Annotated in this window: 7 protein-coding genes; 2 read left to right on the top strand and 5 right to left on the bottom strand. The window is 50.6% G+C overall.

Features of this window, described 5'->3' with window-relative positions:
* Window positions 1–433 precede the first annotated feature (433 nt).
* The 5 genes from AAH187_RS16890 to AAH187_RS16910 all read right to left on the bottom strand — a co-directional run bounded on the left by AAH187_RS16890 (window position 434) and on the right by AAH187_RS16910 (window position 10,078).
* Window positions 434–1,726, bottom strand: a complete 1,293-nt coding sequence (locus AAH187_RS16890) for a YfdX family protein (protein ID WP_342349652.1) — start codon at window positions 1,724–1,726, stop codon at window positions 434–436.
* Between the two features lie 1,136 nt (window positions 1,727–2,862).
* Window positions 2,863–4,851, bottom strand: a complete 1,989-nt coding sequence (locus AAH187_RS16895) for an alpha-1,4-glucan--maltose-1-phosphate maltosyltransferase (protein ID WP_342349653.1) — start codon at window positions 4,849–4,851, stop codon at window positions 2,863–2,865.
* Window positions 4,852–4,992: 141 nt separating this feature from the next.
* Window positions 4,993–8,325, bottom strand: a complete 3,333-nt coding sequence (gene treS / locus AAH187_RS16900) for a maltose alpha-D-glucosyltransferase (protein WP_342349654.1) — start codon at window positions 8,323–8,325, stop codon at window positions 4,993–4,995.
* Between the two features lie 184 nt (window positions 8,326–8,509).
* Window positions 8,510–9,373, bottom strand: a complete 864-nt coding sequence (locus AAH187_RS16905; RefSeq protein ID WP_342349655.1) for a mechanosensitive ion channel family protein — start codon at window positions 9,371–9,373, stop codon at window positions 8,510–8,512.
* 276 nt (window positions 9,374–9,649) lie between these two features.
* Window positions 9,650–10,078 carry a DUF4398 domain-containing protein gene (locus tag AAH187_RS16910; RefSeq protein ID WP_342349656.1) on the bottom strand — a complete coding sequence of 143 codons (429 nt, stop codon included), beginning with the start codon at window positions 10,076–10,078 and terminating at the stop codon, window positions 9,650–9,652.
* Window positions 10,079–10,783: 705 nt separating this feature from the next.
* Here AAH187_RS16910 and AAH187_RS16915 point away from each other — a divergent pair.
* Window positions 10,784–11,317: a Crp/Fnr family transcriptional regulator gene (locus AAH187_RS16915; protein ID WP_342349657.1), complete on the top strand. Its 534-nt coding sequence runs from the start codon at window positions 10,784–10,786 to the stop codon at window positions 11,315–11,317.
* 211 nt (window positions 11,318–11,528) lie between these two features.
* Complete coding sequence (locus AAH187_RS16920; protein WP_342349658.1) at window positions 11,529–12,161, top strand: DUF3015 family protein; 633 nt, start codon at window positions 11,529–11,531, stop codon at window positions 12,159–12,161.
* Window positions 12,162–12,829: the final 668 nt, after the last annotated feature.

Consider the following 12,829-nt stretch of genomic DNA (forward strand, 5'->3'; position numbering starts at 1 on the left):
CCCCAACCGTGTTGTTGACAGGTTCGTCGTGTGGCGTTTGATCGATGATCCGTTCTGCCGGCGAAGACACGGTTGCGGGCTTCTCACCGCTAAAAACCGCAGATCCCGAGAAGCAAACTATCGCATCCAAATGGGACTTTAAAATATACACCCCCCTCACCATGGTGACCCTCCTTGTTGTTGTGCCCTCTGAGGGAATTCTTGAGATGTCTGCCATAATCCCAAAGAGTTTAGGTCAATCCCCCATTTCCTCTTTCACCGTCATATGTTCATCCTGTTGGGGCGCATTTCGAGTGCTCCGTAATCTTTTTATGCGTTCTTCTTATGTGTCATTTGCATTAAAGCGTCCCCGCGCTTAGGTTGACTGCCATTGGGCCTTGGATCCCCCGGTGGGCGCGATTTTGACTGTTGAGTTCGCTTGAGAAATATGTGGTTACCAGGACAATTCTCTAAGAAGCTGTTGGACATCAGTTTTCACTTTCGCGTACCGAATCATGTTGGATTGTTGGTCGTTCATGAGTTCCTTGTGGATGAGGTTGCTCTCTTGTTGGATGGCTTGAATATTCCCCTTTAACCAGCCATCGGCCGACTTCTCAGCTGCCTTCAGATGTGTCTGCGCTTTTTCTATGGCCGTCTGGGCTTTATGGTCTTCATGGGTAATGAATTCGAAAATTTCGGTATAGGTTAAATAAAAATTGGCATCCGTAAGATCAATCTTGAGTTTCGTAATACGAGGGAGGTTGGTCGTATTGTATTTCCTCAAGGTTTGCCAACCGACCACCGGTTGAGTTGCGTCACCTGCTGCTGGTGCCGTGGTCTTTGACCAGAGGTCTTGTAAGGCGGGTTTAACCGCTCTTCCTTTCTGCCCGCTTTCTTCAGTCAAGGGTCCGACCATTCCTGTCATGGCTGTTGCCTCGGTTGTGACCTCCCTGTCCCCCGTTTGCACATGACGCGTTAACCAGACTCCCGCCTGCTTAAGTCCGGTTCTCTTTCCTTCAACCGTTGCGACCGGATGGATGTCCATGCTATGCCCAAAGCTTTTCCTGGCCTGTTCAATTGGCACGACATCCACGCGTAAGGATATCAACTCAATCCCTGCCTCAGCGTTTTCAAGGACAACGTCCGCTTGTCGAATGTTGTTGTGCGCTAACAACTCTTGGGCCTGAGCGATATGACGTTCGGTGGCCCTTAATGGTAGAACCCCTTCCGTATACACCAGAGCATTGTTCAGAGCCTCAAGATGTGCTTTGGCCGACACCTTATCTTTGTTGTGCAGACTGGTGTGCGCAGCGTGAAGATGAGCCTTCGCTTCTACCACCGGAACAAAATATGCGAGGTTCGTGAGCGCCAGATCAATGGGGATAAGGTCCAGGGCGATTTTCTCACTGGATTCATAACCCAAATTTTTCTTCACCTCCCAGAGCTGATCCTTGACCCGCGTCATGGGACCTGCGTATTTGATGAGGTCAATCAGAGTCCGGGCACGATGGAGGTCATGTGTGGCATGAGCGAACGCTTTGTTGTAGAGTGATTCGCGGGCCCGGGCAATAGCGCACAGCACTTTCGCCGCAGTGGAAGGCTGCATCATGGCTGGTTGGAGGCAAAGAAAGTTGTCTTCCGTGTTATTGAGATTCTCCTGAGGGGAGCCATCCCATCCCCAGGTCGGACTGAAGGACGTCGTGAGCAACACACCAGTGAGAGTGATTGTACAAAGTATATTTTTCATATCTCTACTTTCTTCGTAAATGAAGGATTCTCTTGAATCTCTGGAGAAAATATTTCTGTCTCGGGTCTATCATGTACCTATATTTGCCATCACGATTCATCATGATTTGTCTGGATGTCAAAAGGAATTTCCATAAGGACTTTGTTTGGTCATTTTCACTTTCGCCTCAATAGGGTTCGTTCAACGCAACTCCGATGACGAGGCTGAGTGCGCTGACGGTCTCCCAATAAATTGAGTTTTGTTCATGATACTGACCTCCTGTTATGAAAATGAGATGGTAAGGAAGGGGAACTGTTCCTTTCTTTGGTTTGCTTCATACTTAAATGGATATCGCATAAGGCATGCCAAGAAAATTTAACCTCAATCATCTCGCGGCATTCATTTGCAAAGCGACGAATTGAAAGGGAACGGTGCAGGTTATTCACAGTCAGCACGTCTTTGACCGTCTTTCATGGAGGAGACCTCATGAAAAAAAAGACAATCAATTCAATGACGAACGGATCGCTTTATTCATACTGTATGAAATGAGTAAAGAATCAATCCCTTCACTGCGTAAGCCCATGTGATAAAAAAAAGTCGCACCAGGTTTTCTCGGTAGACGTCATGGGATGCGCGAAAATGCACTTTGATGACGGAGCGAAATTGCTCCATGGCAGAATTTTTACTTTTGTTTTATTGCAACCGGCTTGAATCTGATCGGTTGCTTGAGGTCTGATCTCCCAGACGAACAAACGCTATGACTGGTGCAGTGGAGGCTGGTTTCTGTAATTATAGAAAATTCTGACTTGGAGGACATGGCCGGAAAGGTGGTGGTGCGAGGTGTTGTGATGCTTTGGATACTAGCCCATCTCAACGTTTGCATGAGGATAGCAAGCGGTAATGTGGATAGAATGCGGGTGCCCCCTCAAATATCAGAAACAACAATCGCTTATTTTCAATGTTGGCGAGATTTAACGTTATTGAATTTTCTCAAGGGGAGAAAGTCAGTACTTGCTTAGATATGCCGTTCATGAGGGAGGGGAAAGGCTTGTTGAAGAACGCCGACAATGAATCTCTAAAAAAATTCCGCCGCCTGCCCATTAGGGGCAGGCGGCGGTTCTCCAATGTGGGGAGAAAAGCTTGCGGATCGTTTACCGTTACATGAAGTAATCGAAGTCGCTTTCACGCCGGGTCCGGCGGCGGAGCGCGAAAATAGCAGCCGGTTCGTCGTTGGGGTCCAAGCGAATAGTGTAGTCACCTCCCACAATTTGATGATGGTAATCTTGAATGAGTTCATGCAGTTGATAGGTGTCCTGTTCGCCAATGCCGCATTCCTCAATCGGAATACGGAGCCGAGCCTCATGGACGGTATAGGGATCCATATTGATCACGAACAAGAGGATGTCTGTCTTGTCCGCATTCATTTTCCCATAGAACAGAATGTGGTCGTTGTCGGATTGGTAAAATTGCAGATTGGTGAAGGTGTGCAGGGCAGGGTGATCCCGTCGGATCTGGTTGATACGGGTGATATAGTCACGGATGTTTCCGGGACGATCCCAATCCCAGTGCCGGATTTCATATTTTTCAGAATCCTGATATTCCTCGGTTCCGGGAATCGCCTTATTTTCACACAGTTCATAGCTATTGTAGATCCCGTAGGTGGGGGAGAGCGTGGCGGCCAGCACGAGCCTGAATTTAAAGGCCGGGCGGCCTCCTTGTTGGAGAATTTCCGGCAGGATGTCCGGTGTGCTGGTAAAGAAATTCGGCCGGAAATAGTCCTTCATCTGCGTCTGAGTTAATTCCGTGAGGTATTCGGTCATTTCTTCTTTTGAATTTCGCCAGGTAAAATACGTGTATGATTGTGTATAGCCGGCTTTCGCCAGGACCCGCATCATTTTTGGGCGGGTGAAGGCTTCCGCCAGAAACAACACATCAGGATGCGCCAACTGGATTTCCCGAATGAGCCATTCCCAAAAGATGACAGGTTTGGTGTGCGGATTATCCACTCGAAAAATTTTGACTCCGTGTTCAATCCAAAAAAGGAAGACCCGCTTCATTTCCTGCCAGATGCCCTGCCAGGCTTCGGTATAGAAATCAAATCCGTAAATGTCTTCATATTTTTTGGGAGGGTTCTCTGCAAATTTGATTGTCCCGTCCGGGCGTTGCTTGAACCATTCCGGATGTTGGGTGACGTAGGGATGATCCGGGGTGGCATTGATGGCAAAATCTATGGCGACTTCCATTCCGTGGCTTCTGACGGCTTGCTGAAAATGGTCAAAGTCTTTCATGGTCCCAAGAGCCGGTTCGACCGCATCATGTCCCCCATGTCGGCTTCCAATGGCCCAGGGACTGCCAGGATCGCCAGGCTTGGCCTTCAAGCTGTTGTTGCGTCCCTTGCGATTGGTCTCTCCGATAGGATGAATGGGCGTGAGATAAAGCACATCGAATCCCATATCCCGGATGGCCGGAAGGCGTTGTTCACAATCTTTAAATGTTCCCCCTTTTCCCGGCACGGTTCCTTCTGATCGAGGAAAGATTTCATACCAGGCGCCATACCGGGCACGCTCACGGTCGACGATCACTTCCAATTCCTTCTCATAGATGGACCAGGCAGCCCGCTGTTCGTGTCGGTTGACGAGTGTGGCCACAATCGGGTCTAGAGCGATCGCTATGCGGGTTTCCTGATCGGAAGCCGACTTCCATTTTTCCAACCAGAGTTTCAGCTCGGATTTATCGGGACCTTTGGCTCTGGTCATGGCCTCTTTGACTTGCGCCTCTCCCTCCAATAATTCACTGGAAAGGTCCGGAAGCACTCCATGTTTCTTGGTCAGTTCAATTCGCCAGGTTTCAAAACTTTTGACATAGGCTCCCACGGAATACAGATAGCGAGTGTTTTCTGAGAGCGGAAATGATCCGGCCCACCGGTCGTTATCGATATGATGCATGGGGGTTTCCAACCAATCCTTCTCCCCCAGCATTTTGTAACGAAGCACGGCCCCGATGGTGTCGTGTCCTTCCTTGAACACGTCGGCGGTGACGTCCAGGTTCTCCCCGACGATCCGTTTGACCGGATAGCGCCCCCCATCCAGTTCAGGCTCGACATGTTCAATGATCAGGGTTTGCAACGTTTTTGGAATGTTAGACATGACGCACTCCTTCGTGTGTGGCTCTTCGGATATTCCTGTAGATGACGCTTTGCGATTATTCCCCGTCTAGAAGGTCTGATGCGGCTGGGCGATCACCGTGAGTCAGCCGGACTTCCGGATCAGGCCACGGTGTCCTGAACATCAGTCCACTTCTAAAATTTGGAGAATGCCATCAAGGGGGATACGCACCCAATCAGGACGGTTATTGAGTTCGTAACCGAGTTCATAGATCGCTTTTTGGAGTAAATAGCCGTTCAGCAAAATTTGAACGTCCTCGGATGACGGGGGCAGAATGTTACGGACTTCTCCCACGGACAGGTACGCCTTGAGGTAGCTGACGCTGACCCATATCTGCCAATAGCGGGCCCAAGGTTCGAGCAAAGAAAAGTCTTCCGGTCGCACGCCCTCGACCAATCCGATCGAGGAGGCATGCGCCGCGTAATGAAAGGATCGCAACATGCCCGCGACGTCACGCAGCGGGGATTCTTTGAGCCGTCTGACATTCAACGGTCTGGCCGGTTCGCCCTCAAAATCGATGATGATGAAATCTTTTCCGGTATAGAGCACCTGGCCGAGATGGTAGTCGCCATGGCACCGGATGCGGGTGCAGGTGAGCTTCCGGTCTCGTATGGTTAACAGACGTTTGCGTAAGCGGCCTTCTCCCTCCAGCACCTTTTTCGCCAGAGTTTGCACGGGGTCCTGGAGTCCTTTCACCTGAGTGCGAAGAAGGGGGAAGTTCATGTTGACCGTTCCGAGCATGCTCTGATAGAGGCCCCGCCGGTAAAAATCTGTAAATGGTTCAGGTTTAAACTCCGAATCTTCGGAATCGGAGGCGAGCGCGGCGTGAAGTTCTCCAGTTCGAAGGCCCAACAACCGGGCTTCTTCCAGATACGGGCCAATCCATTCGCGGGCGGCGGTCGGAATCTCCTCGTCGACCAGGGCCATCAGAGATTTTTGAGGAATGGATGAGGTGGTGATGGCCGTGGGATGGGTGAGCGCTTCTTCAAGATATCGACTTAGTTCATCCAACGTGTATTTCCAGGCGTCCCCTTCGTTTTGAATAAATTTCTGTAAGATGCCAAACGTCAGAAGGTCTCCATTGTCCCGTTGATATTCAATGGCTCCTGCCAGAGGGGCAATATGCGAAAACCCTTTATTGGTTAAAAACCGTCCGATTTCAAAGTCAGGATTCACGCCGACTTCGGCCCTGCGGTAGAGTTTTAAGATGAAATCATGTCCAAACAAGACCGAGGAGTTACTTTGTTCACCCTTCAGCAGTGTGGGTTCAAGAGTCGGGACCTCTTTCTGAAGCTGCCGCCGGAAGATTCTTGTGGCTTGGGTGACCAAGTCGCCCGTCGGACCATTAAACCGGCGGTTTCGGGAAATACTGTCCACCAGCATTTTTTGAAACTCCCGATCCCACATGGCATCGATGAGCAGGCCTTCCTGTTCACCGGCTTTCATTTTGACTCGCACCCGTGCAATGGCGGCTGGAGAATCCACCAGTGGGGCCATGCGATCGGCCGGGAGATACTGCAAGGGCAGGAGGTACGTCTCCGGTTCTCCCTCGGTGTATTCCACACGGATGAGCGCGAGAACGGCCAAGGGATTCTCTTGCGGAAGAGGGATCGTTTCCGTGATTTCCACGAATTGCATGATGCGGGCCTTGCCGCCAAACCACCGTCGGCCTTGCAGATATTGGGGTAACACATTTTCGAGTTTGACTTTTTCCCGTTTATGGATGAGGTTATCCCAATCTTTTGAGATGGTGATGGTGGGTAAGCCGTGTTCCGTTTTTCCCTGAGCCTCGAGTTGTTTAGATTCCACCGGTTCCAGGGAAAACCAGTAAAAGGCATGTCCACTCAATGTCAGCAAATAGGGCAGGTCGCCGATGGCCGGGAATTTACTTCGTCCGAATAAGGTCAGGGGACGTCGTCCTTTGAATTCAGCGAGATCCAGCTCGACCCATTGCGCGTGGCGGGATAAGTTCACGGCCACCAGGATGGTTTCGTCCTGATAGCGCCGGAGGAAAACTAGCACTTTCCGATTGGACGGATGAAGGAATTCAATGGATCCTCGTCCAAAGACCTTATAGCGCTTACGCAAGGAAACGATGCGCTTCATCCACCAAAGCGGCGACTGGGCGTTGTTTTGTTGCAGTTCGACGTTGACGGCTTCGTAATGATATTCCGGGTCAATGATAATGGGCAGGTAGAGTTTCTGCGGATTGCCATAGGAAAATCCGGCATTGCGATCCGCGCTCCATTGCATAGGAGTCCGGACCCCGTTCCGGTCGCCTAAATAAAAGTTATCCCCCATCCCGATTTCTTCCCCGTAATAGATGCAGGGGGTTCCCGGCATTGAAAACAACAGGCTGTACATCAGTTCAATTTTTTTTCGGTCATTGCCCAGGAGCGGGGTCAAGCGCCGCCGGATTCCCAAATTGATTCTGGCCTGCTTGTCATGGGCAAAGACGCGGTACATGTAATCCCGTTCTTCATCCGTGACCATTTCCAGGGTGAGTTCGTCGTGATTGCGTAAAAAGAGCCCCCATTGGCAGGCCTCCGGGATCGCGGGAGTCTGGTCCAATATATCGATAATCGGAAAGCGATCTTCCATTTGCATCGACATGAATAGGCGGGGCATCAAGGGAAAATGAAAATTCATGTGGCATTCATCGCCCTGCCCGAAATAGGCCGCGGCATCTTCCGGCCATTGATTGGCTTCCGCGAGAAAAAAACGGTTTTTGAATTTTTTATCGACGTGCGTCCTCAGTGTTTTGAGAAACGCATGGGTTTCCGGGAGGTTTTCGCAATTGGTCCCTTCCCGCTCGAAGAGATAGGGCACGGCATCCAATCGCAAGCCGTCCACACCCAATTCCAGCCAGAAATCCAGGACCCCGAAGATCGCCTTTTGCACCTCAGGGTTGTCGTAATTCAGGTCCGGCTGATGAGAAAAAAAACGATGCCAGAAATACGCTTTGGCCACGGGATCCCAGGTCCAATTCGAATGTTCCGTATCTTTGAAAATTATGCGGGTATCGGAATACAGTTCGGGTGTCTCACTCCAGACATACCAATTCCGCCATTTGCTGCCGGGAGGCGCTTTCCGCGCACGTTGAAACCAGGGGTGTTGATCCGAGGTGTGATTCACCACCAATTCTGTAATCACCCGTAATCCGCGGCGATGGGCCTCACGGACAAACGCCTGAAAGTCTCGCCTGGTTCCGTAATGGGGATGAATGTTGGTGTAATCTGAAATGTCATAGCCATCGTCCCGGAGGGGCGACGAGCAAAAGGGCAGCAGCCAAATGGCCGTGACACCAAGATCCTGGAGATAATCGAGCTTTTGGGTGAGCCCTTTGAAATCCCCAATGCCGTCCCCATTGCTATCGCAAAACGCCCGAACATGGAGTTCATAAATAATGGCGTCTTTGTACCAGAGTGGATCATTCTCAAGTGTGTCGACAATCATGGATAGGCCTTTCCTGAATCGGGGTATTCAGTTCTTGTCCTCAGCCGTACAGGGTGTGTGCGGCCTCGAAGTGGATCGTGGAAACGGCAATGTCTGGGTTGATGACCATTCAGCGAGGATGCTGATAGATAAAAACGAGTAACAAGGGTTTACCATAAGAAGCGGGGGAAAGGCCAATCCAAGATTAATGGGATGAATGAGATTCCTGTATAACCAGGCGGGGAGCAAAGGAAAATTCAGCAAGAAATTTTCGAAGGATGGCTTGTTCCATGCGTGAGGGATATTGAGTCGGGCAGGGCACGCGGAGTAATAAATTGATACGGCCGGGCTCAGGCAACTGAATGGTGACCCGTGGTTCAACGGAGGGAGCATCCAACCATAGCTTGCCTTCGAGTTTTTTGAGATACGTCCTGGCCTCGTCGATAAACGGGGCGGCCTCTTCTTCTCCGGCTTGCAGCAGCAGACGTTCGGCGGTTTTCCAATCATCATCGGTACTCAACGGAACGGTCACAATATGAAGGCGGTATTTTTTCGTATAGGTCTCATTCGTTAAGGGGTGATTGAAAATAAAGCTGTTGGGAATGACCATGGCCCGGCCCGTATATTGGTGAGAGGTTTGGCCGGGTCCGATTTCCAAAACCGTGGTGGTCAAGGCGTTGTGGTCGACCACGTTTCCCCGAATGCCTCCGATTTCGATGCGATCCCCCAACGAATAGGCTTTGGTCAGCACCCGGAGCGCCGAACCGCTCAAGCAATCAATGATTTGCTTGGTGGCCAGGACAAAGGCCACGGCGACGGCAAACACGGAGACGGCAAAGGTTTGGAGTTGCGGTGCCCAAATGAAAATCATCCCGAGGATAAACAGAAAGAGCAGGCCATTTCTGAGGTTGACCGCCCACCGTCTCCGTGTTTCCACGGAAAGCTCGGTTGACCGGAAGAGACTGTGGTGGATCCCCATCCTGACGATGAGAATGATTAAGAAGAGAAAGAACGTACTCAGGCCGTACCGGATGACCATGTTGCCGGTGGTATCTGCAATTTCTTCCACGTGTGTCTCCTCATGACCGATGTGTGAACCGGATGCGTTGAGATGAACAGGAAAACCATGGCAGTCTCAGGCACCATCCCGAATCTGACCGATTGGGAATAAGGCGTATGTCCAAAAGTTGGCAGATGAACAAATAACAGGTAAATCACAATCCCACGGGTCAGGCTGATGGCGAATAAATAAGAGCAGTCAGTAGGCAGACCATGTTCAGAAAGGACAACAACCCTCTCAAATCATACTGTATTTGTTCTCCTAATCAAAGGGGTTTTAAAGGAGTCATGGAGCTTGAGGACTATTCCTTCTTTCGTGGTCCTGAAAGAAAATGCCCCCGTGAGTCAGATGAAGCCCCTCGAGGTCGCTGTGGTGTGAAAGTCGATGTCCTGGATCCTTGTCTGACATCGAAGATTTCTGCTTTTCTTCTTGTGCCAGAGAGAGGGCTTGATGGGCATCCGTTTGTGCCAACATGATTAATCGGGTGGCCATGGAATAATCTCGAGTCCAGAATATTTTCCTGGATTGTTCATGAAATTCTTCTTCTCCGATTGTCAGCTCACTCTCCGCTAAACTGTAGAGATCAGGCGCGAAGATCAAGGCTCCTTCTCTCCTGGCCTGTTCCACCGCTTCACGGGCTTTTTGCAATTCGTGAATCGGTGGATCCTGACAGGCGGTCAGCAGGACACTCAAGCCGAACAAGACCGCATACATTCCGGCAGGGGAACGCCTCCAAGCCCTCGCAACAAATTTCTTTATCAGGGGCTTTTCTTTCTGCAAAGTGGACCTTGCTCCTAAAAAATTGTCGAGAAGGCCGAAAGTGCTTCTCATTGAAAGCAAACGCTGATGTAGCAAATCCTACGCCAATGGTGAATGACGAAAGAATGTTGGTAGATGCTCGCTTTTTCAGTTGTTTTTCTGGAGAGGGTTCCTGTGTGCGAGACAGCTTGGCTCATGCCTGGACCCTTTGTCCCTGTTTGCTTTCCCAAGGAGAAGACCGCCCAGGGGAGGTAGTTATCTTTCACCAGGGAATGTCCGTTTGCAATGGGGACGGTCTACCAGGAGAAGATCGAGGTGACCGGGAGATACCTGGCAATACTTTTGCTTTGGAATTTTCTGCAGTGGGTGAAATGGCCTCAATTGATCGTGAAGCTGCCGGTAGAAATGTTGCTTCGAAATTTGCCCTACCGTCCCAGGAAAGACTCCTGAGGCGTTGTTCAGGCTTCAGTAAAAGTTTTGCTCAAATGATTGTAGTTACGGAAAAATATTTTGCATTGACGTGCTTTTTACGCGAACATCCCCCTCCCTATACAGATTCTGGTTCAGGTCTCTCAAAGGAGTCACTCTATGAAAGCCAAGTAGGACGCGCTCTTCAACCTTCAGGCGTTCCTGTCTCAAAGCGGTAGCGGGAAAATAATTTTGACGTTCTCCCAAAAGCAGACGCTCTTTTCGCAAGGGGATATGGCCGATGCCGTGTTCTGTGTGCAGTCCGGCCAGGTCACACTTTCGGTGGTCTCGAAGCAGGAGAAAAAAGCCGTCGTCGGTATTGTGGAGGAAGGGGGGGGAGGGGAAGGGTGTCTCGCCGGGCAGCGGGTATGGATGGCCACGGCGGCAACCCTGGAAGGCTCCACGCTGGTGAGAATTGCCAAGCAGTCGATGATCCGGGTACTCCACGACGAACCCGCCTTCTCCACGTTGTTCATGGCATATCTCCTGGCTCGCAACATTCGCATCCAGGAGGACTTGGTGGATCAGTTGTTTAATTCTGCTGAGAAGCGACTGGAGCGGGTGCTCATGTTCATGGCTCATTTTGGCAAAGAGGGAAAAGCGGAACCGGTCCTTGCAAAGATCAGTCAGGAAACGCTTGCCGGGATGATCGGGACTACGCGCTCCCGTGTCAGTTTCTTCATGAACAGATTCAGGAAATTGGGCTTCATCGAGTACATGCGGTGAAGGTCTCGACCGGCCATCTGAGGCCGGGTAGGAGTGGTGAGTCCCTCTTAACCAGTTTTGGGAGAGATGTGGTGCAAACCATGATCCATGAGCGAGTCAAGAGTACAAAATACCGATCTTCCAGGATAAACTTGGGGAAAGAATGGGAGCAGGCAATTGGATATAATTTTTACGAAATCATTCATTTTTCCTAGTTTAGGGGGAATAGCGCATGAGTACCTATTTTCGTCACCTCTATCGTTTTTTTAAAAGGCCAGGGATTGCTCCGACATTCCTCGTCTCTTTTCGGCCCGTTTCTGTTGCAGAAAGGGGTTCCCGTGAAAGCCGGAAGCAGCATCATTCCTTCCGGACCATGCCGGGTCTGTGCGTTGCCATGCTCCTGGGTGGGTTATTGACCGGATGTATTACCGATGCCACAACTGATTTGACCAAAGCTCCGTTTGATGCTTCCACCGAGCTGACTGACGCCTCGACCGATTCGATCACCAGACTGACCGATGGAACCAGCCAAGCCACAACAGACCTCACCGAGCCCACCAGAGAATTTCTATCCAGCACGACACCCGGAGCCTGGTTCAATGCAGATGGCATGCTCAATGCTGACCATAAAAAAATCGCGTTTGTGGTCGTCAACTTTGATAATTTGCAAGAGGATATAGCCAGGGGATCCGGAGAATACCTGGTTTCTCTTTCGATGTTAATGGGCGTCCCCCTGGATTCCCGAGACAGGTTCTTGCAATCCGCGCAACGTCAACATGGCTATATTTTTGATGAGAGCCAATCCCGGCCGGAATCGTTTAGACGTCTGATCAAGACGTTACACGTGACCTCACCCTACTCGTAATGAAAGGTCACATCAGACGACCTTTGGCCTGTGAGCTTACCCCTGCGTGGTTTTGATCAAGGCGGGATCGATTGTGTTCTATTCGCTTCTCGTTTGGATTCCGGGCACAGCGAGACATCCATTCCAACTCTGTCATTCCTGACGGACATGATCGGCAAGCAGATAAAATACGAAGAGCTTCCCCTTATCCACCACCTTCAGGTTGGCCAAGCGGGCCGACGGTTACACTAATAGGGAGGACCGTGTCTGAGCCCTGCGGATCTGGCTGCCTCTCCGTGGGACAGGCACGCAATGACACGGTGATGGAGACCTATTTCCGGCATGCAGGGCAAAGTGGGCATGGACACAGATGTGACCCATGTCATTGATACGCTCCCCAGAAGGTCTTTGTGGACGACAATATCCTTACACTCCCCTTATTCTATTAACCTGATTTTCCAGAGCTTTCCATCCCTCAGCGATTATCCCTCGCGATTCTAATTATTGGTGGTTTTATGCCGCCGGCATGGTGACATTTTTGGAGAGGTTTGGGTAAGGTATGCCCAGCCTGAAAAGGGAAAGGACGATCACTTGCAGCAAGCTTATCGGCCACGGTCCATCGTCCTTATTGTAGCCTACATTCACCTCATGGCGGGAACAGTATGAAGCATGTAACAGGTTGTCTGATG

The organism is uncultured Nitrospira sp., assembly GCA_902500695.1.
Taxonomy (GTDB): domain Bacteria; phylum Nitrospirota; class Nitrospiria; order Nitrospirales; family UBA8639; genus Nitrospira_E.

Bases quoted from the DNA above. Each gene is read 5' to 3' on its own strand.
- AAH187_RS16890 (WP_342349652.1), bottom strand. From the start codon at position 1,726: ATGAAAAATATACTTTGTACAATCACTCTCACTGGTGTGTTGCTCACG.
- AAH187_RS16895 (WP_342349653.1), bottom strand. From the start codon at position 4,851: ATGTCTAACATTCCAAAAACGTTGCAAACCCTGATCATTGAACATGTC.
- AAH187_RS16920 (WP_342349658.1), top strand. From the start codon at position 11,529: ATGAGTACCTATTTTCGTCACCTCTATCGTTTTTTTAAAAGGCCAGGG.
- treS (WP_342349654.1), bottom strand. From the start codon at position 8,325: ATGATTGTCGACACACTTGAGAATGATCCACTCTGGTACAAAGACGCC.
- AAH187_RS16910 (WP_342349656.1), bottom strand. From the start codon at position 10,078: ATGTATGCGGTCTTGTTCGGCTTGAGTGTCCTGCTGACCGCCTGTCAG.